Annotated in this window: 26 protein-coding genes; 13 read left to right on the forward strand and 13 right to left on the reverse strand. The window is 59.1% G+C overall.

Annotation, left to right across the window (positions count from 1 at the left end; genetic code table 11):
- Positions 1 to 233: 233 nt before the first annotated feature.
- A complete protein-coding gene (pyk, locus tag PL597_RS21265; protein WP_077984889.1) occupies positions 234 to 1,673 on the reverse strand; it encodes a pyruvate kinase in 1,440 nt (479 codons plus the stop codon).
- A complete protein-coding gene (locus tag PL597_RS21270) occupies positions 1,673 to 2,059 on the reverse strand; it encodes a DUF1036 domain-containing protein (RefSeq protein WP_373692768.1) in 387 nt (128 codons plus the stop codon). Before PL597_RS21270 ends, pyk begins: the two co-directional genes overlap by 1 nt.
- Before the next feature lie 292 nt (positions 2,060 to 2,351).
- Between PL597_RS21270 and PL597_RS21275 the strand changes: the two genes are divergently transcribed.
- From PL597_RS21275 to PL597_RS21285, 3 genes are all read left to right on the forward strand, one after another.
- Positions 2,352 to 3,140: an N-formylglutamate amidohydrolase gene (locus tag PL597_RS21275; protein ID WP_077984887.1), complete on the forward strand. Its 789-nt coding sequence runs from the start codon at positions 2,352 to 2,354 to the stop codon at positions 3,138 to 3,140.
- Positions 3,141 to 3,155: 15 nt separating this feature from the next.
- The gene (locus PL597_RS21280) at positions 3,156 to 3,461 is read left to right on the forward strand and encodes a DUF1244 domain-containing protein (protein ID WP_271366194.1); all 306 of its coding nucleotides are present in this window, start codon (positions 3,156 to 3,158) and stop codon (positions 3,459 to 3,461) included.
- A 147-nt stretch (positions 3,462 to 3,608) separates the two neighbouring features.
- Positions 3,609 to 3,866 (forward strand): DUF2312 domain-containing protein, encoded by a 258-nt coding sequence (locus PL597_RS21285; protein ID WP_006314683.1) that lies wholly within the window; start codon positions 3,609 to 3,611, stop codon positions 3,864 to 3,866.
- Between the two features lie 66 nt (positions 3,867 to 3,932).
- On the opposite strand, the gene PL597_RS21290 is transcribed toward PL597_RS21285, so the two are convergent.
- The 5 genes from PL597_RS21290 to PL597_RS21310 all read right to left on the reverse strand — a co-directional run bounded on the left by PL597_RS21290 (position 3,933) and on the right by PL597_RS21310 (position 6,732).
- Positions 3,933 to 4,553, reverse strand: a complete 621-nt coding sequence (locus PL597_RS21290) for a hypothetical protein (RefSeq protein WP_173991108.1) — start codon at positions 4,551 to 4,553, stop codon at positions 3,933 to 3,935.
- A 99-nt stretch (positions 4,554 to 4,652) separates the two neighbouring features.
- Positions 4,653 to 4,778, reverse strand: a complete 126-nt coding sequence (gene ykgO / locus PL597_RS21295; protein ID WP_003497670.1) for a type B 50S ribosomal protein L36 — start codon at positions 4,776 to 4,778, stop codon at positions 4,653 to 4,655.
- A 146-nt stretch (positions 4,779 to 4,924) separates the two neighbouring features.
- Positions 4,925 to 6,001: a 5-(carboxyamino)imidazole ribonucleotide synthase gene (locus PL597_RS21300; RefSeq protein ID WP_269823902.1), complete on the reverse strand. Its 1,077-nt coding sequence runs from the start codon at positions 5,999 to 6,001 to the stop codon at positions 4,925 to 4,927.
- Positions 6,002 to 6,012: 11 nt separating this feature from the next.
- Positions 6,013 to 6,513: a 5-(carboxyamino)imidazole ribonucleotide mutase gene (gene purE, locus PL597_RS21305; RefSeq protein WP_077984884.1), complete on the reverse strand. Its 501-nt coding sequence runs from the start codon at positions 6,511 to 6,513 to the stop codon at positions 6,013 to 6,015.
- Between the two features lie 15 nt (positions 6,514 to 6,528).
- A complete protein-coding gene (locus PL597_RS21310; protein WP_003497661.1) occupies positions 6,529 to 6,732 on the reverse strand; it encodes a YdcH family protein in 204 nt (67 codons plus the stop codon).
- A 233-nt stretch (positions 6,733 to 6,965) separates the two neighbouring features.
- Here PL597_RS21310 and PL597_RS21315 point away from each other — a divergent pair, with 233 nt between their 5' ends.
- Positions 6,966 to 7,142 (forward strand): YdcH family protein, encoded by a 177-nt coding sequence (locus PL597_RS21315; protein ID WP_006314700.1) that lies wholly within the window; start codon positions 6,966 to 6,968, stop codon positions 7,140 to 7,142.
- A gap of 100 nt (positions 7,143 to 7,242) precedes the next feature.
- Here the strand turns inward: PL597_RS21315 and PL597_RS21320 are convergent, their stop codons facing one another.
- Positions 7,243 to 8,007 (reverse strand): sulfite exporter TauE/SafE family protein, encoded by a 765-nt coding sequence (locus PL597_RS21320; protein WP_077984896.1) that lies wholly within the window; start codon positions 8,005 to 8,007, stop codon positions 7,243 to 7,245.
- 104 nt (positions 8,008 to 8,111) lie between these two features.
- Here PL597_RS21320 and PL597_RS21325 point away from each other — a divergent pair, with 104 nt between their 5' ends.
- From PL597_RS21325 to PL597_RS21355, 7 genes are all read left to right on the forward strand, one after another.
- A complete protein-coding gene (locus tag PL597_RS21325) occupies positions 8,112 to 8,765 on the forward strand; it encodes a thiamine phosphate synthase (protein ID WP_077984895.1) in 654 nt (217 codons plus the stop codon).
- A gap of 8 nt (positions 8,766 to 8,773) precedes the next feature.
- Entirely contained in the window at positions 8,774 to 9,874 is a 1,101-nt protein-coding gene (locus tag PL597_RS21330) for a tetratricopeptide repeat protein (protein WP_162520612.1), read from the forward strand.
- A gap of 164 nt (positions 9,875 to 10,038) precedes the next feature.
- Positions 10,039 to 10,839 carry an inositol monophosphatase family protein gene (locus tag PL597_RS21335; RefSeq protein ID WP_077984894.1) on the forward strand — a complete coding sequence of 267 codons (801 nt, stop codon included), beginning with the start codon at positions 10,039 to 10,041 and terminating at the stop codon, positions 10,837 to 10,839.
- A 200-nt stretch (positions 10,840 to 11,039) separates the two neighbouring features.
- Complete coding sequence (locus tag PL597_RS21340) at positions 11,040 to 12,056, forward strand: flagellar motor protein MotA (RefSeq protein ID WP_080794968.1); 1,017 nt, start codon at positions 11,040 to 11,042, stop codon at positions 12,054 to 12,056.
- Between the two features lie 2 nt (positions 12,057 to 12,058).
- The gene (locus tag PL597_RS21345; RefSeq protein WP_003520358.1) at positions 12,059 to 13,090 is read left to right on the forward strand and encodes a peptidoglycan -binding protein; all 1,032 of its coding nucleotides are present in this window, start codon (positions 12,059 to 12,061) and stop codon (positions 13,088 to 13,090) included.
- A gap of 16 nt (positions 13,091 to 13,106) precedes the next feature.
- Complete coding sequence (locus tag PL597_RS21350; protein WP_080857477.1) at positions 13,107 to 13,361, forward strand: hypothetical protein; 255 nt, start codon at positions 13,107 to 13,109, stop codon at positions 13,359 to 13,361.
- A 98-nt stretch (positions 13,362 to 13,459) separates the two neighbouring features.
- The gene (locus PL597_RS21355; protein WP_269827043.1) at positions 13,460 to 15,106 is read left to right on the forward strand and encodes an FAD-binding dehydrogenase; all 1,647 of its coding nucleotides are present in this window, start codon (positions 13,460 to 13,462) and stop codon (positions 15,104 to 15,106) included.
- Between the two features lies 1 nt (position 15,107).
- Here the strand turns inward: PL597_RS21355 and PL597_RS21360 are convergent, their stop codons facing one another.
- On the reverse strand, positions 15,108 to 16,907 hold the full coding sequence (locus PL597_RS21360) for an ABC transporter transmembrane domain-containing protein (RefSeq protein ID WP_271366197.1): 1,800 nt from the start codon (positions 16,905 to 16,907) through the stop codon (positions 15,108 to 15,110).
- Between the two features lie 261 nt (positions 16,908 to 17,168).
- On the opposite strand from PL597_RS21360, the gene rpmE reads away from it, so the two are divergent.
- A complete protein-coding gene (gene rpmE, locus PL597_RS21365; RefSeq protein ID WP_003497640.1) occupies positions 17,169 to 17,390 on the forward strand; it encodes a 50S ribosomal protein L31 in 222 nt (73 codons plus the stop codon).
- 150 nt (positions 17,391 to 17,540) lie between these two features.
- Here the strand turns inward: rpmE and rcdA are convergent, their stop codons facing one another.
- The 3 genes from rcdA to PL597_RS21380 form a co-directional block, all read right to left on the reverse strand.
- The gene (gene rcdA / locus PL597_RS21370) at positions 17,541 to 18,056 is read right to left on the reverse strand and encodes a protease adaptor protein RcdA (RefSeq protein ID WP_077984878.1); all 516 of its coding nucleotides are present in this window, start codon (positions 18,054 to 18,056) and stop codon (positions 17,541 to 17,543) included.
- A 403-nt stretch (positions 18,057 to 18,459) separates the two neighbouring features.
- Positions 18,460 to 18,651, reverse strand: coding sequence for a DUF1192 domain-containing protein (locus PL597_RS21375; RefSeq protein ID WP_077984877.1), 192 nt, complete (start codon positions 18,649 to 18,651; stop codon positions 18,460 to 18,462).
- Positions 18,648 to 19,937 carry an MFS transporter gene (locus PL597_RS21380; RefSeq protein WP_077984876.1) on the reverse strand — a complete coding sequence of 430 codons (1,290 nt, stop codon included), beginning with the start codon at positions 19,935 to 19,937 and terminating at the stop codon, positions 18,648 to 18,650. The genes PL597_RS21375 and PL597_RS21380 overlap by 4 nt, the downstream gene beginning before the upstream one ends.
- 137 nt (positions 19,938 to 20,074) lie before the next feature.
- Between PL597_RS21380 and PL597_RS21385 the strand changes: the two genes are divergently transcribed.
- Positions 20,075 to 20,230: a hypothetical protein gene (locus PL597_RS21385; RefSeq protein WP_003497629.1), complete on the forward strand. Its 156-nt coding sequence runs from the start codon at positions 20,075 to 20,077 to the stop codon at positions 20,228 to 20,230.
- 88 nt (positions 20,231 to 20,318) lie between these two features.
- Here PL597_RS21385 and PL597_RS21390 read toward each other — a convergent pair whose 3' ends face one another.
- Positions 20,319 to 20,804 carry an Lrp/AsnC family transcriptional regulator gene (locus PL597_RS21390; protein ID WP_137411389.1) on the reverse strand — a complete coding sequence of 162 codons (486 nt, stop codon included), beginning with the start codon at positions 20,802 to 20,804 and terminating at the stop codon, positions 20,319 to 20,321.
- Between the last annotated feature and the right edge of the window lie 139 nt (positions 20,805 to 20,943).

Here is a 20,943-nt window from a genome sequence, read left to right on the forward strand (position 1 = left end):
TCGCCGCGAGCGCCCAGAACATCAAGAAAATAGCGATGGCGCTCACGAAAGCACCCAAACCCGCCTGGGGATGAGGAAACGAGGCTCATCTTATCTCCCGTTCACCCGCAAAAGACGACAATAAAACGTCATCATCCCGAAAAAGAAAAAACCCGCCGAAAATATCGACGGGTTTGTCAGCGGTCTGAACCCGCCGTTACCGGCGGGTTTTTTTATGCTGGATAGTTCAAGCTTTAGACGCCGCTTTGGCCGTCCGAGCCGATATAGGCGATGCGTACCATATTGGTCGCGCCGGGGGTGCCAAGCGGTACGCCTGCGGAGATGATGATACGATCGCCCGGCTTGCCGAAACCTTCGGAAACCACGATACGACAAGCGCGGTTCACCATGTCGTCCAGGTCGCTGGCATCGCCGGTGACGACGCAGTGCAGGCCCCAGACGACCGACAGGCGGCGGGCGGTCTGGATGATCGGCGACAGCGCGATGATCGGAACCTGCGGCCGTTCACGCGCGGCGCGCAGGCCGGTCGTGCCCGAGGACGTATAGGTGACGATCGCCGCAAGCTTCAACGTTTCGGCGATCTGGCGGGCGGCAAGCGAAATGGCGTCGGCGCCGGTCGGTTCCGGCTGGGCGCGCTGCGCATAGATGATATTGGAATAATAGGGGTCCTGCTCCACCGTGCTGGCAATGGAGGCCATGGTGGAAACCGCTTCGACCGGATAGTCGCCCGATGCGGACTCGGCAGAAAGCATGATGGCGTCTGCGCCTTCGAAGACGGCGGTGGCGACGTCTGATACTTCGGCGCGGGTCGGCACAGGTGCTGTTATCATCGATTCCAGCATCTGGGTGGCAACCACGACCGGCTTGCCGGCGCGGCGGCAGGCGCGGGTCAGCTGTTTCTGGATGCCCGGAACGGCTTCCAGAGGCATTTCGACGCCGAGATCGCCACGGGCGACCATCAGCGCGTCGGAAAGCTCGATGATTTCCTCGATGCGCTCGACAGCCTGCGGCTTTTCGATCTTGGACATCAGGCCGACGCGACCGCGTGCAATCTTGCGCACTTCGGCAAGGTCTTCCGGACGCTGGACGAAGGAAAGCGCCACCCAGTCGACTTCGCCGGTGGCGAGAACGGCATCGAGATCGACGCGGTCCTTGTCGGTCAGAACACCGACGCCGAGCAGAGTGTCGGGCAAGCTGATGCCCTTGCGGTCGGAAATGCCGGTGCCGGAAATGACGGTGGTGACGATGCTTTTGCCGTCGCTCTTTTCAGCGCGCAGATGCAGCTTGCCGTCGTCGATCAGCAGGCGATGGCCGGGCTTGACCGCTTCGAGAATTTCCGGATGGGGCAGGAAAACGCGGGTGTTGTCACCAGGCGTTTCGTTGTTGTCCAACGTAAAAGTCTGGCCGGGAACGAGGTCGACCTTGCCTTCGGCGAATTTTCCGACGCGCAGCTTGGGTCCCTGCAGGTCGGCCAGAATGCCGATAGGGCGGCCGTTCCGGCTCTCGACGGAACGGATGCGCTGAATGAGCGTCCGCATCACGTCGTGGCTCGCATGGCTCATGTTGATCCGGAAAAGATCCGCGCCAGCAAGATGCAGCTTCTCGATCATCGCCTCTTCGGAGGAGGCCGGGCCGAGAGTTGCAAGAATTTTGACTTTGCGGTTACGCTTCATCAGTTTTGATTTCCCTGTGTGCCTGGCGTATCGGAGAGCTGGACCATCCAGCTGCCCTGTCTGCCCGTGTCATATTCCTTGAAACCCATTCTCTGGAAGCTGCGGGCATAACAATCGTCCACGCCGTTGATCTTGAACTCGTTTTCCGCCACGCACATGTTGACGTCACCGGTCCAGCGGCCGCCATGGGCGGCGTCTTCGGCATAGAGATAATAATAACGTGACTGCAGCTCACCCTCGATCAGCGTCGCGCAGGTCGAGGAGGGGACCTGCCACCAGCCTTCGCTGACCCAGCCTTCCTGAGCACGGTAGCCGATGGCTACCCCGACGAGGTTCTGCGTGCTGTTGCACACGCGAAAATCCGCGTGCGCGGGCGCCGCTATCATGAACGGGGTCAGAAACAATGCCGCTACGGAAAAAAGACGGGCGAGATGCCTGAAGTGGCGAGGAAGAGCGAGAGATGACTGAGTCACGGCTTCCATCCGGATTCCATGGTTATAATGAACACACTTCTTGGCGTGGCCGCCAAAGAAAGTCAACGCGAGTTTAATCGATTATATTGTTCGTGGGATCGTGAGTGCGACAAGGTAGATGGCTGTTCTTCCGCCGTAACTTGCGCGCGGCCTCAAGCCATGCCATCAAGTTTCTCTCCTCAATCCTGCCCCAGAAAAATCATCGATGAACGACTTCATACCCTATGAAATCATAGAAGGCGATTATGACAAAGGCATGGTTCTTCTGGCGGACCATGCCATGAACCTCCTGCCGGCACACTACGGCAATCTTGGCCTTCCGCAAACCGCTTTTCATCGCCATATCGCATTTGATATCGGTATAGAGGGACTGACCCGCTCACTCGCCGCCCGCCTTGGCGTGCCGGCCGTGCTCGGACGGTTCTCTCGCCTGCTGATCGACCCGAATCGCGCCGAGGACGACCCCACTCTCATCATGAAGATTTCGGACGGAGCGATCATTCCCGGCAACCATCCGATTTCGGATGAGGAATGGCAAAGGCGGATCGAGGTCTTTCATCGGCCCTATCACAATGCCGTGGACCGTGTGCTGACCGGCGTGGCGAAAGCGTCCGAAGAGGCGCCGCTCGTGCTGTCGCTCCATTCTTACACGCCGTTCTGGAAGGAAACACCCCGGCCATGGCATGCGGCGGTTCTGTGGGACACGGATCACCGTGCTGTCGATCCGCTTCTGGCGCATCTGCGCGCCACGGGCGATATCCTCGTTGGCGATAACGAACCCTACGACGGGGCGCTCAAAGGCGACACTATGTATCGCCATTGCATGATGAAGGGCGTACCGCATGCGCTTCTCGAGGTTCGGCAGGATCTGATCGCGAATGATGAGGGGATCGCCGAATGGTCGGACCGGCTCGCTCCCATTTTCGCCGCAATGAATGACGATCCCGTTTTGCATGAATATCAGCTGTTCGCCTCTCGCACCGGCCCCTATTGAGCCTGGAGTTTTGCCATGACGAATGAAAACGACAATCGGCAGGTTGAATTCGAGGCGGCGGCTTTCCGGCGCCTTGTCAATCATCTCCGTGAGCGCCACGACGTGCAGAACATCGACCTGATGAATCTCGCGGGCTTCTGCCGCAACTGCCTTTCCAACTGGTACAGGGAGGCGACCGAAGAAGCCGGTGTTCCGCTCAGCAAGGATCAATCCCGGGAAATCGTCTACGGCATGCCTTACGAGGATTGGAAATTGCAATATCAAAGCGAAGCGAGTGACGACCAGAAAGTCGCTTTCGAGCAGAACCGACCCAAGGAATAGGTCTCCGCTAACGGAAACGACTTGACGGAATGCCTTTCTATGGGCAGTTCACAGGCCTGAATTTTGCTGTCCGCTGGCAACGACCGGCGAGGGCTTCGCGCGGATCAATGAATAAGGCTCGCATGCGAGCCGACAACGAAGGATAATATGATGGACGAAACGAGCACCACCGAAACCGTCGCCGCCGCAGAACTGCGCCAGTTCATCGAGCGCGTCGAGCGCCTCGAAGAGGAAAAGGCTGCCATTCAGGGTGATATCAAGGACGTTATGGGCGAGGCTAAAGGTCGTGGCTACGATACGAAGGCGATCCGCACCATCATCCGCCTGCGCAAGAAGGACGCCAATGAGCGCATCGAGGAAGAAACGATTCTTCAGACCTATATGGCCGCGCTCGGCATGGAATGATCGGCTGGAAACGCCTCAATGAAAGATCGCCGCTTTTGCGGCGATTTTTTTGCGCATCTTGCGAATTCAGCCGCGCGTGCCGGCGAGCTTCTCCGAAAGGTCGATTGCCTCCTTGCGGGCATCCTTGTCCGCGGGGTAGAGCGCCAGATAACGCTCCCAGGCCTTCAGCGCCAGCTCCTCTCGGCCCGAAGCTTCGAGGATGTTTGCTAGGCTTGCCAGCGCCGGGAAATAGCGCGGTTCCCTTTCCAGGGTCAGGTTGATATCCGCCATTGCCTTGCGAGTGTCGCCATCGGCAAAATGCACCATGGCGCGGCGATAGGGCGCCTGCACATAGTCCGGATCGAGCAGAATGACCTGGTCGAGAAAATCGTAAGCGGCGGCGTTGCGTTTCTCGTCGGCGGCTTCGCCTGCCCATTGCATCAGCAGATTGATCGTTGCGCTGCCGGAATCATTCCATTCGGAGGCGATCTGATTGGCGATGCTGCGCGCCTTGACCGCATTCCGTTCTTTTTTCAGCGATGCAAAAAGAGTATCGATGGTCTTGGCCGGTGAGGGCGCGGACTCCACAACGGCAGGCGGCTTTCCGTCCGCCGCATGAGCAACCGCAGCCATTCCCGGAAACGGGAGGCTTGAAAACAGGAAGCCCTGAGCGAGAATGAATGCTGTGCAAAAACGATTTGGGCGCATGGGGTTAAGCTTAACCCGGCTGCGCCCAATATCAAATGCAAACTTCTGCACTGTCAACAAAGTGATCCGCGAAACATCGCGAACCGCAGTTGCGATCAATCAGCCCTGACGAGCCTTGAAGCGCGGGTTCTGCTTGTTGATGATGTAGACGCGGCCCTTGCGGCGAACCAGGCGGTTATCGCGATGACGGGCCTTAAGCGCTTTAAGCGAATTCTTGATCTTCATTTTACTGGTCCGCAGTTTTGCACGGATTTTGCCGTGCTATTCAAACAATCAAAAGCGCGCAACGGGGCGCGCTCTTTTCGGTTGGCAGGCAGATACCTGTTTGAGCCCTGCCTGTCAACACTTGCCCGTGTCTTTGCCTTAAAAGACTAGGCTTTTCCTGTGTGCAGAAGCTGCGTCACATGGCCCATCTTGCGGCCCGGCCGTGCTTCCGTCTTGCCGTAGAGATGCACGAGACAGTCTCTTTTCGCCAACCATGCTGGAACATCATCGATGTCATCGCCGATCAAATTGGTCATAACGCAATCCGAATGGCGATCCGTGCTGCCGGGCACGAGGCCCGATACGGCCCGGATATGCTGCTCGAACTGCGAGATCACGCAGGCGGCCTCCGTCCAGTGACCGGTATTGTGGACACGCGGCGCCATTTCATTGGCGACCAACGAACCATCCGGCAGGACGAAGAATTCGATGCCGATGACGCCGACATATTCGAGCGCTGCCAGAAGCTTTTCCGCCGATTGTACGGCAACTGCCCTGGCGGCATTGGAGAGCGCTGCCGGAACGGTTGAAGTGTGTAGGATGCCGTCCAGATGGACATTCTCGGCGGGATCGTAACAGGTGACGGTGCCGTCCTGGAAACGGGCGGCAATGAGCGAAATTTCCCGCTCGAAGGAAATGAAGCTCTCGAGGATCAGCGGCACGCCGCCGAGCGCCGCAAAGGCGCCTGCGAGGTCTTCGCCACCCCGGAAGAGACGCTGGCCCTTGCCGTCATAACCCATGCGGCGGGTTTTCAGCACGCCCTTGCCGCCGAAGGTGGCCAATGCGGCCTCCAGCTCTTCCTGGCTGTCCACGGCGCGGAAATCGGCGGTCGGGATGCCGCAGCCGTTGAGGAAGCGTTTTTCCGTCAACCGGTCTTGTGAGGCGCTGAGTGCTCTCGGAGGTGGATAGACGGGAACGGAGAGGCTGAGCTTTTCGGCCGCCGCGACAGGCACGTTCTCGAATTCGTAGGTCACGACATCACAGCGGCTTGCGAGTTCCGCAAGCGCCTTTTCGTCGTCATACTCCGCGACGATCTGGTCGTTGCAAGCTTGCGCTGCCGGACAATCCGCCTGCGGTTCAAGCACGATGGTGCGGTGGTTGAGGCGCGCAGCGGCCATAGCCAGCATACGCCCGAGCTGCCCGCCGCCGATAATGCCGATGGTCAGGTTACTGGTCTTTGCAATCGTTCCTGTCGTCACTGGGCGCTGTCCATGGGGTATTCCGCGACAGCCGCAGACTGGCGTGCGCGCCAGGCGTCCAGCCGGTCGGCGAGGTCCTCATCGCCAAGCGCCAGAACCGCAGCGGCAAGAAGGGCGGCATTGATCGCGCCGGCCTTGCCGATTGCGAGCGTTCCGACGGGAATACCGGCCGGCATCTGCACGATGGAATAAAGGCTGTCCTGCCCGGACATGGTCTTGGACTGTACCGGAACACCGAAGACCGGCAGCGGCGTCATCGAGGCCGTCATGCCTGGAAGATGGGCGGCGCCGCCTGCACCCGCTATGATGACCTTGAAGCCTTCGTCCTTCGCACCATTGGCAAAGTCATAAAGCCGGTCCGGGGTGCGGTGGGCGGAAATGATGCGGGCTTCATATTCGATGTCGAGCGCATCCAGCGTATCGGCGGCGTTCTTCATGGTCTCCCAGTCAGACTGGCTGCCCATGATGATGGCGACGGGGGGCGTTTCTGCTGTCACGTAATGTCTCCGGGCTCAGGCGATGATATCGGGAATGACCTGATCTTCAAGCTGGGTCATCTTGTCCTTGACGGCCAGCTTCTTTTTTTTCATGCGCTGTATTCTCAGCGCATCGCAGCTGGTCTGGATCATCGCGTTGATCGCCGCGTCGTAATCCTCATGCTCCTGGCGCAGCCGCGCCAGCGTGAGCCTGATGTCCGCCTGGTCCTGATCGGGCATCTGTTCATCCCCATTTTATGCCGCCGGATCGGCTCCGGCGCGTATGTGATCGTTCACGAGGCTCTATCATCAAATCGCGGTAACGGGAAGTTATCCCTTGCGACCAAATTGCCCACTTATTGCCTTCATTTCGCCTTCGACAAGCGGCGCGATCCGTGTCACATTGCCGTCGTAAACCTGAAACTCCAGCGATGGAGAGCTGGAGGTAGGTTCAAAAAGGAAGGACGTGCCGCATGACCATTCAGGCTCATATTGCATCGCTCGAAAAGAAACACGGTGCTCTGGAGGAGGAGCTCGAAAGTATTCTTGCTTCCCCGTCGTCTGACGACAAAGAGATCGCGGACCTTAAACGTCGAAAACTGCGCCTGAAGGATGAACTGCAGAGGCTCAAGGCCTCGACGAGACATTAATTTATGCCAGGCCGCGGCTCTCGATGAATGAAGGGCCACGGTCTGAGCGTTTCAAGCTCTGGCGGCGAAAACCTGCTGCCAGAGCTTTTTATTGCCGAATCTAGAGCGGCAGTCCGTCCCACAGCAGTTTAAGCGCCGCAATCAGCGCCATGGCGTACATGAGCGGGTAAAACACCGCGGGTTTCAGATATTTCACCACCTTGGCGCCGGCAAGCGTCGCCAGCATCGCCACCGGCAACAGGCTTGCCGATGTCTTGAGGTTGGTGGCGTCCAGTGCGCCGAGCGCGAAATAGGGAATGAGCTTGATCGCGTTCATGATGGCGAAGAACCGCACGCTCATGCCGGTATAGATCTTTGGATCGAGCTTCAGCGGCAGAACGTAGATCTGGAAGGGCGGGCCGCCCGCATGGGCCACGAAACTGGCATAACCGGACAGACCGGACCAGAGGGTCGCAGCCGCCGGTCTTTGTGGCTTGGCCGGGATTTCCCGGCCCTTGCGGCTTTTGAAGCTTTCATAGAAATAACGCAGCACGAACAGGATCGTGACCGAGGCGACAACAAGGCGCATGGCGTCTGCGGAAACGAGGCTTGAGGTCGCCCAGCCCAGCGCGATGCCGGCAATAGCCCCCGGCAGCATGATGAGGAGCGTTTCCCGGTGGTTGTAGTGCCGCCAGGCGAAAAGCGCCACGATATCCATGACGATCAGGATCGGCAGAAAGATGGCCGCCGCCTGCACCGGCGATACGGCAAGCGCCATCAAAGGAACGCCCATCAGCGCCAGCGCGCCGCCCAGCCCTCCCTTGGAAAGGCCGACGAGAACGACTGCGGGAATGGCGACGAGATAAAAATGAAAATCGGTGAGCATGGATGGACGGTTGATCCTTTCGCCGGTCCGGTTTATCGGATTTGTCATATGAAAACGAGTGCAGATTGCGCAGCAAGCGTCTTCTGTCTGAAATGGACGAATCGATGACCCTAGTTGAAGACCGTTGCCGCCTTGTCCTGATCGTTCCGCAATCGGACGACGCGCAAAAGCAGGCTAAAGAGGTGGAAAACGCATTGCGGGGCGGTGATGTCGCTTCCGTCATCATTCCGCAATATGGTCTGGATGACGCCGCTTTCCAGAAACGCGCCGAACTGATCGTGCCCGTCGTCCAGAAGGCGGGTGCGGCGGCGCTCATCGCCGGTGACAGCCGCATTGCCGGCCGCGTGAAGGCGGATGGCCTGCATGTGGTCGGTAATGGCGAGGCGCTTGCGGAGGCCGTGGAAAAATTCACGCCGAAGCTCATCGTCGGCGGCGGCAATGCGGACGACCGTCATAAGGCGCTGGAGCAGGGCGAGGCCAATCCGGATTACATGTTTTTTGGAAAGCTCGAAGGCGACATCAAGCCGGAAGCGCATCCCAAAAACCTGGCGCTCGGCGAATGGTGGGCCTCGATGATCGAAATCCCGGCCATCGTCATGGGTGGCGCCGATGTGTCCTCGGTTGTTGCCGTGGCCGAAACCGGGGTGGAGTTCGTGGCCATGCGCAGCGGCGTTTTTGAAAATGCCGGCGGCGCCGCCCAGGCCGTTTCTGAAATCAACGCCCTGCTTGACGAAAAAGCGCCACGGTTTGGCGGTTGATACAGGCGATGATCATGCGCTCGGTTCACCTCTGCCTTTCCGTTTCACTGCTGGCGCTCGCTTTCGGCGCGCCGGCGGGTGTTGCTTTTGCCCAGTCCGGACCGCAGAGCGAAAGCAATGCGCTGTCCCGCCAGCTGGAAAACGAGGCTCAGCCGACCCGTCAGGGCAGGGTGCAATCCGAAGAGCAGAAGGACTTGCAGCCGTCTGCGGGGGTGAACGTCTATCAGCGCATGGGCGCGGAATTGCCGGCGCTGCCGCCTGAAAAAGAATTCAAGGGCCGGGTGGACGAAGCTTACGGGCATTTCCAGCGCGGCGAATATGTGCAGGCGCTCGACAAGGCGCTGAACCGCGCGCAGAACGGTGACGCACCTGCCCAGACGCTGGTGGCGGAAATGATGTCGCGTGGTCTGGGCATCGCCCGTGACGAGAAGACCGCTGCTTTCTGGTACCAGCAGGCGGCTGAGGGTGGCGATCCCGTCGCCATGTTCAAATTCGCGCTGATTCTGATGGAAGGCAAATTCGTCACCCGCGACAAGGCGAAGGCCGACGATTTCATGCGCCGTGCGGCGGAAGCCGGCAACGCCTCCGCCCAGTTCAACTGGGGCCAGATACTGGTTTCGGAAAATCCCGGAGCCAAGGGCCTGCTCATGGCTTTGCCGTTCTATGAAAAATCCGCCGAACAGGGCATTGCCGATGCGCAATATGCTGTGTCGCAGATTTACTGGTCGCTCAAGGATGTGCCGGCCGAGAAAAAGGCAAAGGCGCGGGACTGGCTGACGCGGGCAGCGAAAGCTGGATACGATACCGCGCAGGTCGATCTCGGCATCTGGCTGGTCAATGGGTTTGGCGGCGAGCGCAATCTGGATGAGGGTTTCCGCTGGCTCTACGGCGCGGCGCAGCGCGGCAATGTCGTGGCGCAGAACAAGGTGGCGCATCTTTACATTCAGGCGCTCGGCACGAGGCCGGATCCCGTGGAGGCGGCCAAATGGTATGTGCTTTCCCGCCGCGCCGGCCTGAAGGATCCGTCTCTCGAGGACTTCTATCTCGGCATCACCGACGAGCAGCAGAAGAAGGCGATTGAGGCCGCAAATCGTTTCCGCCCGACGTGATGGAAGGGTAGCCTTCCTGCGCTGGCATTGACCCATGGGCTTTTTGCCTTGAATTTCCGCGCGTTTTGTGGTCTTGAACCGCAAACTTTCAATTCAAGAAAATAATGACGTGCCTGCCCGGTGAGCTTCCGGGCGGTTCGCAAGCTTTCCAGGAAACAACATCGATGGCCCGTTCAGCCCTTCTCAATGTCATGGTTCAGGCCGCCATCAAGGCGGGTAAGTCTTTGTCGCGTGACTTCGGTGAAGTGCAGAACCTTCAGGTCTCGGTCAAGGGACCGAGCGATTTCGTTTCGCAGGCGGATCTGAAAGCCGAGAAGATCGTGCGTGACGAATTGATGAAGGCCCGCCCGACCTACGACTTCCTGGGTGAAGAAGGCGGCGAGGAAAAGGGCACGGACGGCGCACATCGCTGGATCGTCGATCCGCTGGATGGCACCACCAACTTCCTGCACGGCATTCCGCATTTCGCGGTTTCCATCGCGCTCGAGCGTAATGGTGAAGTCGTCGCCGGCGTGATCTTCAATCCGGCCACCGACGAACTCTACACCGCCGAGCGCGGCGGCGGCGCGTTCCTCAACGATCGCCGCATCCGCGTCGCTGCGCGCAAGGCGCTGACCGATTGCGTCATCGGCTGCGGCGTTCCGCATCTCGGCCGTGGCAATCATGGCAAGTTCCTTGTCGAACTTCGTCACGTGATGGGTGAGGCTGCCGGCATCCGCCGCATGGGTGCGGCTTCGCTCGATCTCGCTTATGTCGCTGCTGGCCGTCTCGACGGTTACTGGGAAGCTGATCTTTCGCCATGGGACATGGCCGCAGGCCTGGTGCTGATTCGTGAAGCCGGCGGTTTCGCTTCCGATATCAAGGGCGGCGCGGATATCTTCGGCAGCAGCTCTGTCGCTGCCGGCAACGAATATATCCACAAGGCGCTCGTTGAGGTCGCCAACCGTCCGATCCCGGGCCGCTGACGGGTTTTCGACGGAAAACCTGCCGTTTCTGCAAGTTTTAGACGCCCGGCGGATGTTCGCCGGGTGTTTTTGTTTTCCATTGCCGGGTGCTCACACATTTTCCTAAAACGCCTGTGACGAAAGACCGGCTTTTCGCTTCAAATCGTCGCAATTTTCAAATAGCTTCCGCTGGATACCTGACCAGAGGGAATGCGAACGTTATGGCGGATTCGGAGCTGCTCGATCTTGGCGTCGAGAAACCGGTGACCACACGGCAATACAGTCACAAGCTGTCCAGTCCGACACCGTTTCTCTGGACGATGGTTCTGTTTCTGATCCTTGTGGGCTTTCTGGCGGCCATTCTTTACCGGCAGGCCCACACCGCCTTCATGTCCAATCCGGGGCTCAACGGCTTCATTCTAGGCGTGCTGGCCATCGGCATCATTCTGGTGTTTACGCAGACGATGAGCCTGCGCTCGGAAGTCAGCTGGTTCAATGCCTTCCGCGCTGCCGGCAGCGTCGACAAAGTTGGCCGTGCGCCCAAGCTGCTCGCGCCGATGAGCACGCTGATCGGCAAGCGCGGCGAAGTCCGGCTTTCCGCCGTTACGCAGCGGACGATCCTCGATTCCATTGCGACGCGCCTCGACGAGACCCGTGATACATCGCGTTATCTTGTCGGCCTGCTGGTGTTTCTCGGCTTGCTCGGCACCTTCTGGGGCCTCATCGGCACCATCGGCGCGATCAGCAATGTCATCCAGTCGCTCGATCCGAGCGCCGGCGACAGCAACGACATTCTTGGCTCCCTCAAGGCCGGCCTGACTGCTCCTCTTTCGGGCATGGGAACGGCGTTTTCCTCGTCGCTGCTCGGTCTTTCGGGTTCGCTTATTCTCGGTTTCCTCGATCTTCAGGCCGGTCGCGCCCAGAACCGTTTCTATACACAGCTTGAAAACTGGCTTTCCTCGGTGACGGATACGACGGAAGGGCCGAGGGAGTTCAAGGGCGAACCCGGCGCCGTTGTCAGCACCGAGCGCTCGCTTGCGGCCATGACCAGCCTTGCCGAAGGCATTCAAGGCCTGGTCAAGAACATGCGCAGCGAACAGCAGATGCTGCGTGACTGGATCGAGGCGCAGCAGGAAGAATCGAAATCGCTCCGCCGCACGCTCGACCGGCTGTCAGAGCGGATCGACAGCGATACGAAGTCTTCCGGACGCATTCGGCACGATAACGGGAGCGAGTAGTCATGGCGCTTGCGCGCAACCGCCGCCGCGACAGGGGTGTGGATTATTGGCCGGGGTTTGTCGATGCGCTGTCGACCTTGCTCATGGCCATCATGTTTCTGCTCACGGTTTTCGTGCTGGCGCAATTCGTTCTATCGCGGGAAATCACCGGCAAGGATGAGGTGCTGACGCGTCTCAACAGCCAGATTGCCGAACTGACCGAACTTCTGGCCATGGAAAAAGGCAATAAGCAGGATATTGAGGACGCGCTTGCCAGCCTGCAATCCACCCTTGCCGCATCCGAAAATGAGCGTTCCCGACTGCAGGCGCTTCTCGATGCGGGATCGGGAAGCAATGCGAACGCCAATGCGCGGATCGGCAGCCTGACCGGCGAACTGGACGAACAGCGGCAGGCCAATTCCCGCGCGTCCGCGCAGATCGAATTGCTCAACCAGCAGATTGCGGCGCTGAGAGCGCAGATCGCCTCGGTGGAAGCCGCGCTTCAGGCCTCGGAAGCCAAGGACGCCTCTTCTCAGGTCAAGATCGCCGATCTTGGCCGGCGGCTCAATGTTGCGCTGGCGCAGCGGGTGCAGGAACTGAACCGCTATCGCTCCGATTTCTTCGGGCGACTGCGCGAAATCCTTTCGGACCGCGAAAATATTCGCATCGTCGGTGACCGTTTCGTCTTCCAGTCCGAAGTGCTCTTCCCATCCGGTGGCAATGAACTCAATCCGGAAGGGCAGGCTGAGATGGAGAAGCTGGCGGTCGCGCTGCTCGATCTCGCCAAGGAAATTCCGGCGGAGATAAACTGGGTCCTGCGTGTGGATGGTCATACGGACAATGTCCAGCTTTCCGGTTCCGGCCGTTACCGTGACAATTGGGAGCTTTCCTCGGCCCGCGCCACCTCGGTGGTGAAATTCCTGATCTCCAAGGGCGTGCCGGCAAACCGGCTGGTCGCCGCCGGTTTCGGCGAATATCAGCCGATTGCCGAAGGCGATACGCCTGAAGCACGGCAGCAGAATCGCCGTATCGAACTCAAGCTCACCGAACGCTAGCACTTATGGAGAATGCATGACGTTTCCAAATGAGCCTTACGCCATTGCTCAACTTGCAATGTCGCAGTTGAAGTCGGCCATTTATCTCCTGCTGAAAGATGCCCAAAGTGTCGGGCTAAAGAATTCTGAAATCGGTCGTGCACTTGGAATCTACACGGGCCATGTGGAACACGAAGGCCATATTTCACGGACTTTGTTGTCGATTATGGAGGCAGAGGGCGTGGTAGAGCAGAATAAAGAAACCAAGCTTTGGTCGCTTAAAAAATTTTAGCCACTTCAAGAATTTTATCTCCAACATTCGGGGCGTCTGCGATAGTTTCTAAATTTACGTTCGCGTAAAAGTAATTCTGTCATATCTGGGAGGGGCTGATGGAAGTCTATGACGTGATCGTTGTCGGCGCGGGGCTTGCCGGCCTCGTTTCGGCAACCGAGGCGGCTGAGCGGGGTTTCAGCGTCTGCGTCTTGGATCAGGAGGGGGAGCAGAACCTTGGCGGGCAGGCCTTCTGGTCGCTGGGTGGTCTGTTTTTCGTCGACAGTCCCGAGCAGCGCCGGATGCTGGTGCGAGACAGTCTTGATCTTGCAAGACAGGACTGGTTCGGTTCGGCCGGTTTCGACCGTCCGGAGGACTATTGGCCGCGCCGCTGGGCGGAGGGCTATCTCGATTTTGCCGCCGGTGAGAAACGCGAATGGCTGCACCGCATGGGCATGCGCTGGTTTCCCGTTGTCGGCTGGGCCGAGCGCGGCGGGAGCCTCGCCCACGGCCACGGCAATTCCGTTCCGCGTTTCCATGTCACATGGGGCACGGGTCCGGGCGTACTTGCGCCCTTCATCGAAAAGGCGAAGGCCATGGCAGAAACCGGCCGGCTGACTTTCCGCTTTCGCCACCGGGTTGATCGTCTGGAGATCGCAGACCGCCGGGTGACCGGCGTTTCGGGTGCGATTCTAGCGTCCGACCCGGTACAACGCGGGCAGGAGAGCAGTCGGGAACAGCAGGGCGATTTTACCCTCTCCGCTGCGGCGGTCATCGTCAGTTCCGGCGGCATCGGCGGCAATCAGGAACTGGTGCGGCGCAACTGGCCGGTGGAACCGCTGGGCCAGCCTCCCGCGAGCATGGTCTGCGGTGTTCCCGCGCATGTGGATGGCCGCATGATCGCCATTACGGAAACGGCCGGCGGAGCCGTCATCAATCGTGACCGCATGTGGCATTATACCGAGGGCGTGAAGAACCACGATCCGATCTGGCCGGATCACGGTATCCGCATCCTGCCCGGTCCCTCGTCCTTCTGGTGCGATGCGGATGGAAACCGTCTCACCGCCCCCGCCATGCCGGGTTTCGATACGCTCGGTACGCTAAAAATGCTGGGCGAACGCGGCAGCGGCCATAGTTGGTTCATTCTGACCAAGGCGATTATCAAGAAAGAATTCGCGCTTTCAGGCTCGGAACAGAATCCGGATCTGACCGGCAAGGATATAAGGTTGCTGCTCAAAAGACTGGGCAAGGAACCGCCGGGGCCGGTGCGTGCCTTCATGGAGCGCGGCGAAGATTTCGTCGTTCGGGATACGCTCGAAGAACTCGTGACGGCGATGAATGCCGTCAGCGGCGACGACCGGCTGCATATAGAGCATATCCGCCGGCAGATAGAGGCACGCGACCGCGAAGTAGAAAACGGTTTCAGCAAGGATGCGCAGGTAACGGCCATCCACGGCGCGCGTCGTTATCTCGGCGACCGGCTGATGCGGACGGCAAAACCGCACCGGCTGCTCGATCCGGCAATGGGGCCGCTGATTGCGGTAAGGTTGCATGTGCTGACGCGCAAGACGCTCGGCGGTCTTCATACGGACCTTGAAGCGCGGGTACTGGACGCCGCGGGTGAGCCGGTGCCCGGCCTTTATGCCGCCGGTGAGGTTGCCGGTTTCGGCGGCGGTGGCATGCATGGTTATAATGCGCTGGAGGGCACATTCCTTGGTGGCTGCCTGTTTTCAGGCCGCGTTGCGGGACGCAAGGTACTGGGCTAGTTCACGCTTTTGCGCGCAATTCGTCCGACCCGGTCTGGAATTGCAGTCGGGCAAGCCGCGCATAGAGGCCATCCTGGCGAATGAGGCTCTGATGCGTGCCTTCTTCGATGATGCGGCCTTCATCCATCACCAGAATACGGTCGGCCTTAAGCACGGTGGCGAGACGATGAGCGATGACGATGGTGGTGCGGGTTTTCATCAGCTCATCGAGGGCCTTCTGCACCAGCGTTTCGCTTTCCGCATCCAGCGCTGAGGTGGCTTCGTCGAGAAGCAGGATCGGGGCGTTGCGCAGGATGGCGCGGGCAATGGCGATGCGCTGGCGCTGGCCGCCGGATAGCGTCACGCCGCGCTCGCCCACCTGCGTATCATACCCGTTGACGAGACGTTCGATGAAGCTGTCGGCCTGCGCGGCGATGGCGGCGGCGCGCACCTCCTCGCGTGTCGCATCCGGCCGGCCGAAGGCAATGTTGTCGTGGATGGAGGAGGCGAATATCGCTACATCCTGAGGAACGATGGATAGGCGTGCGCGTAGATCGGCAAGGCTGACGTCGCGAATATCCGCGCCATCGACGGTGATGCGGCCATGCTGCGGATCGTAAAAGCGCATCAGCAGCGAAAAGACCGTGCTCTTGCCGGCGCCGGAAGGCCCGACGATGGCGACCGTTTCGCCGGCGCTGACCTTGAAGGAGAGGCCGGAAACGATTGGTCGTCCTGCCGCGAGCGGGTAGACGAAATCCACATTTTCGAATTCGGCTTCGCCGCGCGGCGGTTGCGGCATGGCGACGGGCGAGGTGGGTTCCGCGACGGGTGAGCGCTCGTTCAGCAGTTCGGAAAGCCGTTCGGCAGCACCACCCGCCTGCGCCAGTTCACCCCAGACTTCCGAGAGCTGACCGAGTCCGCTTGCCGCGATGACCGAATAAAGCACGAACTGGCCGAGCGTACCGGCCGTCATAGTGCCCGACAGGACGCTTTGGGCGCCATACCAGAGAATGCCGACAACGCTGCCGAAGACGAGCGCGATGGCGACGGCGGTGAGGATGGAGCGTGCGCCGATGGCGGCGCGCGCGCCCTGATAGGCGGCTTCCACGGAAGCGCCATAACGGGCATTTGCCAGCACCTCGGCATTAAAGGACTGCACGGTGCGGCTCGCCGCGATCGTCTCGGAGGCATAGGCGGCGGAATTGGCCAATGTGTCCTGCGTGGTTCGGGAGCGGGCGCGAACCGAGCGCCCGAAGGCGATCAGCGGAAAAACAATGAAGGGAATGGCAAGCAGCGCAAGGCCGGAAAGGCCGGGGCTGGTATAGATCATCATCGCCACGGCACCGCAGCACATGATGATGTTGCGCAGCGCCACCGAGGCGGACGAGCCAAAAGCCGAGCGAATCTGCACGGTATCGGCGGTCAGCCGCGAGGTCAGTTCGCCGGATCGATTGCTGTCGAAAAACTGCTGTGACAGCGTGGTAAGGTGGGCAAAGACATCGCGGCGCAGATCGGCGACGACCCTTTCGCCGATGGTCATAACGTAATAATAACGCATGGCGCTGGCGAGAGCGAGGACAACGGCAATCGCCAGAAGCATGGCGAAATAGCTGTTGATCATGCCGCCATCCGGCGTCTGGAATCCGTGATCGATGATACGGCGAACGGCAAGCGGCAGGGCGAGTGTCGTGGCGGAAGAAAGCACGAGAGCGAAAAGGGCGGCCGCCATCAGGCCGCGGTAACGTCGGAGATAGGGAAACAGGCCAAGAAGCGGCTTCAGGCTTCTCTGTTTCGCCGCTTTCTGCTCGTCAATGTCTGCCACGTTCTCTATGCTCCTCGTTCCCTGCTGTTTTTGGGCCTTTTACGGGTGAATTTCCGGTGTACGGCAAAATTCTCGCCCCTTTGGCTATCTCCTTTCACAAGGGGATAGCAGGCTCTTGTTATCTGGGCGACCTTCATGTATAGGCTCCGCATCGAATTGGGAAGCCATAGCCCATCTGGTCTATGGCTTCATTTATTGAAATGGCTCAGTTGACGCAATTGCGGCAAATGGACCGCACGTCACTTAACCAGGAAGATTGTCATGAAGGCTGATATCCATCCCGATTATCACACGATCAAGGTGGTCATGACCGATGGCACCGAATACGAAACCCGCTCCACCTGGGGTTCGGAAGGCGCTGTCATGAACCTTGAAATCGACCCCAAGTCCCATCCGGCATGGACGGGCGGCAACCAGCAGCTTATGGACCGCGGTGGCCGCGTTTCCAAGTTCAACAAGCGTTTCGGCGGCCTCGGCCTCTGATCCTCTTGCGGACGGATCGTTTAAAAAAAGCCCGGTTTTGCCGGGCTTTTTGTTGCCATTTTTCGGCGATGGCGCTCGCGTAGCACGCAAAAGAAAAAAGCAGGCCGGTGAGCCTGCTTTTCAAATTGTCCGGATAAGGGTCGTCTTTTCTCAGTTGATCGAGAAAGCCGTGCGCAGGAGGTTGAGCTGCGCCTGCACGCTGTTTTCATTGTCCGGCACCTTGGCAGCTTCGGACGGGCGATAGATTTCGCGGTCGAGCAGGGCGATGCGGTTCTGGAGACGCAGCGAGCGCTCGATGAGATCGCGGAAGGATTCCGGCAGGTCGTTCCAGCCTGGCGCGTTACGGTCGACGTTGAAGCTGTCGAGTCGCACCTTGTTCTTTTCGCTCAGAACCTGATCACGGGTCATTTCGCCATTGTTCACGGCCCGCTGCAGCAGCAGCCAGGATGCCATCTGCATCAGGCGGGTGGTGAGGCGCATCGACTCCGCCGCGTAAAGCACGGACGCCATGCGCGGCAGAACCTTGGAGGCTGTGCGGCCAGCGCCATCGAGATAGCTCGCCGTTTCCTCAACCAAGGTCATGCCTTCGGTATAGAGGGCCTTGAACTGGTTGGAAGCAGCCGCGCGACCCGCAAAGCTTATGGTATTTAAAACCTGTTCCGACATTTCTTTAAATCCCTGCTCACGCACCACACTGTCAGGCAACGACGATCCGGATATTTTGTTCCGGCCTTTAGTGTTTTCAGGATGGTATCTTTACCTGAAATGCGCAAGGCAATTATTAAAGAAGGGTTAATACCCACAGTTTTACGAATTGCGGCGACGGGCAAAAAAAGAGCCGCGAAAGCGGCTCTCAAGGTAAAACAGGGAGAAAAATCAGACCAATTCGCCGTATGGAGAAGATGCCTGAGGTCCAGAAGAACTGGACATGTATAGTAATCTCTCAGAAAGCTTAATTTTTGGTTAATGGTAAACGAAAGACTGCCCCGTAATATTCATGTTCGGATACTGGCGGAGCCTTAGCTTACGGTTGCGGAAGTGCAGTCGCGTGTCTATTCTGAAGCGCGCATCAGGATCGGAAGAGATTTTCCGCCGCCTGTCTTCCGGCGGATTTCCGTGTCCTCTCCTCTTCGAGTCGGATGATTTCGGCTTGCAGAAGATCGATACGGCTGCTCAACTCGTCCACCGAAAGAAGGCTGAGATCGCCGCCAATCTCATGCGCTGCCGGTTTTTGAGGACGGTCATCGTCAAAGAGGCTCATATACCTGCTCCTTTTTCCACATAATCGCCATCGTCGTCTGGATATTGCGGCGCGCGCGGGTCAAGCGCAATACTTTCCGGCGTCACGAGCGGTGAGGGTGTTGTTGGCATCATCGTCGAGAAATTGTCTTTTTCCTCGGTTGAAAGCGCAGCGCGCCGGCGGCTTCTGATGATGGCGTAGGCGGTGATGAGCAGATGCGCCACAGCCGTCACCAGGAACAGCGCATAGGGGCCGGAATAGGTCATGATCGCGCCGCCGAACGTCGGGCCGATGATGGTGCCGATGCCGTAAAGCAGAAGCAGCCCACCGGAAACCTTGACGAAGTCTTCCGATGCGGCGAAGTCGTTGGCATGGGCCACGGCGATGGGATAAAGCGCGTTGGCGGCGGCACCGTAAATGGCGATCATGGGGATGAGCACATAGACATCATGCGGCTGCACGGCCGCGACGGCCAGGCCCGCGACAGCGCCAACCCCGGCCAGCCCGGCCAGCACGTAGCGGCGGTCTATCCGGTCTGAAAGCCGGCCTGCGGGAAATTGCGCCAGCGCACCCACGAAAATCGTGACGGACACCATGATCGCGATCATGGTCGGATCCAGCCCTGCCCGCGCACCGAAGACGGCGCCGAGCGTACCGTAAGCGCCGTTGGCAATGCCGATCATCAGGATGCCCACGAAAGAGACCGGTGAGTTGCGGTAAAGGGCCGGCAGATCCAGCTTCACCTTCTGCAACGGCTGTGGGCTCGCAGCTTTCGAAAGCGTGGCCGGCAGAATGGCGATGCAATAAATGATGCCGCAGATCATGAACAGCGAGGTATTGCTGATATCGCCCATCGGCACGATCATCTGCCCCGCCACGACACCGAGCAGCGTGATGGCGATATAAAGCGAGAAGATCATGCCACGACTTTCATTGGTGGCGCGCTCGTTCAGCCAGCTTTCGATGATCATCGAGGTTCCGGCCGTGCAGAAACCGGTCAGCGCGCGCAGCGCGATCCATGAGGTGTCGTCGATGATAAGGCCGGTCATCAGCACCGTCAGGCACACCAGCGCCACGAAGGACCCGAATGCCCGCACATGGCCAGCGCGGCGCACGATGGCGGGCGCGACAAAGCAGCCAACGACGAACCCCGCCGCCCAGGAGGTGCCTAGAAAGCCAAGAATTTCATTGGAATAACCTTCCGCTGAACCACGCACCGGCAGCACGAGGCCCTGAAGGCCATTGCCGAGAAAAAGAAACAGAGTGCTGGATAAAAGAGCGAATACGGGTAGAAGATTTCTGCTCATGAAAACACTCTCATGCGTTCGGACGGACGGTCGGACAGGTCATAGGACGGGCGTTACCCGAATGAGTTGCACTCTTCTGGTGAACGGTAAAAATGTCCAGCCTGTGACGATGCAGAAATAAAGAAAAGGCTCAATAAATGACGAAGGCGATCGGCCTTTTTTTACTGCTGGCCATGGTGGTCCAGATCATCCGGCCGCTCGGTCTGCCCGGCCTGAAAAAAAGAGGCGATTGCTGGAAGATCGCGGTTGCCGCCTTTGTCATCTGGTCAGCGACACTGCTTTTGCGTCCGTAACGCAAAAGCCGCTGTCGGAATGGTTTCAAAGGCTGGCAAAGTGCGAAAATCTCTCCACCGCGCCATTCCCGTATCTGTCCAGACCCGTTCAGGCAGACGGAGGCCCGGAATCGGGGACGACTGACAATGTGTGCTTGAGGCATTTAAGCGCGAAACAGGAGCGGGAGTGGCGCACACCCTCGATCTTGTAAAGCTTGCGGCGCAGAAACTGCTCGTAGCCCGCGGTTCCCGCCACCGCCACCTTGATGAGATAATCATATTCGCCGGTTGTCAGATAGGCTTCCAAGACTTCGGGAAGAGCGGCCATGGCTTCACCGAAACGTTCCAGAACCTCATCGTCGTGGCGGTCCAGCATGATCTCGATGATCACCGTTTCGGTCAGCCCCAGATGGGCCTGATCGAGAATGGCGGTATAACCGCGAATGACCCCTTCGTCTTCCAGCCGCTTGACGCGCTGCCAGCAAGGGCTGGGCGACAGCCCCACCTTTTCCGATAGCTCCGTATTGCTCAGCCTGCCGTTCTCCAGCAGGGCCCGCAATATTTTGCGGTCAATTCTGTCCAGCGGCTTCGTCATGCCGGTCTCCCTGAAATATATCGCAAAAAAATCTGCCGTCCGTGGGGTCGCTCGCGAAAGAAGTGTTTTCCGAAGGGCATTTTGGCGCCACCATTCGAAAGCACCTTTGGCTGGTCTTTGAGTACCGTACTGCAAGGTA

Origin of the sequence: Agrobacterium sp. ST15.13.013 (assembly GCF_027956525.1) — a bacterium.
GTDB classification, from domain to species: Bacteria; Pseudomonadota; Alphaproteobacteria; order Rhizobiales; family Rhizobiaceae; genus Agrobacterium; species Agrobacterium salinitolerans.

Excerpts from the sequence above, each read along its gene's own strand:
- PL597_RS21275 (WP_077984887.1), top strand. The coding sequence starts at position 2,352 with ATGAACGACTTCATACCCTATGAAATCATAGAAGGCGATTATGACAAA.
- ykgO (WP_003497670.1), bottom strand. The coding sequence starts at position 4,778 with ATGAAGATCAAGAATTCGCTTAAAGCGCTTAAGGCCCGTCATCGCGAT.
- PL597_RS21375 (WP_077984877.1), bottom strand. The coding sequence starts at position 18,651 with ATGAGCCTCTTTGACGATGACCGTCCTCAAAAACCGGCAGCGCATGAG.
- PL597_RS21310 (WP_003497661.1), bottom strand. The coding sequence starts at position 6,732 with ATGCCCGATCAGGACCAGGCGGACATCAGGCTCACGCTGGCGCGGCTG.
- PL597_RS21320 (WP_077984896.1), bottom strand. The coding sequence starts at position 8,007 with ATGCTCACCGATTTTCATTTTTATCTCGTCGCCATTCCCGCAGTCGTT.
- PL597_RS21340 (WP_080794968.1), top strand. The coding sequence starts at position 11,040 with ATGGCGGATTCGGAGCTGCTCGATCTTGGCGTCGAGAAACCGGTGACC.
- PL597_RS21335 (WP_077984894.1), top strand. The coding sequence starts at position 10,039 with ATGGCCCGTTCAGCCCTTCTCAATGTCATGGTTCAGGCCGCCATCAAG.
- PL597_RS21285 (WP_006314683.1), top strand. The coding sequence starts at position 3,609 with ATGATGGACGAAACGAGCACCACCGAAACCGTCGCCGCCGCAGAACTG.
- PL597_RS21350 (WP_080857477.1), top strand. The coding sequence starts at position 13,107 with ATGACGTTTCCAAATGAGCCTTACGCCATTGCTCAACTTGCAATGTCG.
- PL597_RS21270 (WP_373692768.1), bottom strand. The coding sequence starts at position 2,059 with ATGATAGCGGCGCCCGCGCACGCGGATTTTCGCGTGTGCAACAGCACG.
- PL597_RS21290 (WP_173991108.1), bottom strand. The coding sequence starts at position 4,553 with ATGCGCCCAAATCGTTTTTGCACAGCATTCATTCTCGCTCAGGGCTTC.
- rpmE (WP_003497640.1), top strand. The coding sequence starts at position 17,169 with ATGAAGGCTGATATCCATCCCGATTATCACACGATCAAGGTGGTCATG.
- PL597_RS21345 (WP_003520358.1), top strand. The coding sequence starts at position 12,059 with ATGGCGCTTGCGCGCAACCGCCGCCGCGACAGGGGTGTGGATTATTGG.
- rcdA (WP_077984878.1), bottom strand. The coding sequence starts at position 18,056 with ATGTCGGAACAGGTTTTAAATACCATAAGCTTTGCGGGTCGCGCGGCT.
- PL597_RS21280 (WP_271366194.1), top strand. The coding sequence starts at position 3,156 with ATGACGAATGAAAACGACAATCGGCAGGTTGAATTCGAGGCGGCGGCT.
- PL597_RS21325 (WP_077984895.1), top strand. The coding sequence starts at position 8,112 with ATGACCCTAGTTGAAGACCGTTGCCGCCTTGTCCTGATCGTTCCGCAA.
- PL597_RS21315 (WP_006314700.1), top strand. The coding sequence starts at position 6,966 with ATGACCATTCAGGCTCATATTGCATCGCTCGAAAAGAAACACGGTGCT.
- PL597_RS21380 (WP_077984876.1), bottom strand. The coding sequence starts at position 19,937 with ATGAGCAGAAATCTTCTACCCGTATTCGCTCTTTTATCCAGCACTCTG.
- PL597_RS21330 (WP_162520612.1), top strand. The coding sequence starts at position 8,774 with ATGATCATGCGCTCGGTTCACCTCTGCCTTTCCGTTTCACTGCTGGCG.
- PL597_RS21390 (WP_137411389.1), bottom strand. The coding sequence starts at position 20,804 with ATGACGAAGCCGCTGGACAGAATTGACCGCAAAATATTGCGGGCCCTG.
- PL597_RS21385 (WP_003497629.1), top strand. The coding sequence starts at position 20,075 with ATGACGAAGGCGATCGGCCTTTTTTTACTGCTGGCCATGGTGGTCCAG.
- pyk (WP_077984889.1), bottom strand. The coding sequence starts at position 1,673 with ATGAAGCGTAACCGCAAAGTCAAAATTCTTGCAACTCTCGGCCCGGCC.
- PL597_RS21355 (WP_269827043.1), top strand. The coding sequence starts at position 13,460 with ATGGAAGTCTATGACGTGATCGTTGTCGGCGCGGGGCTTGCCGGCCTC.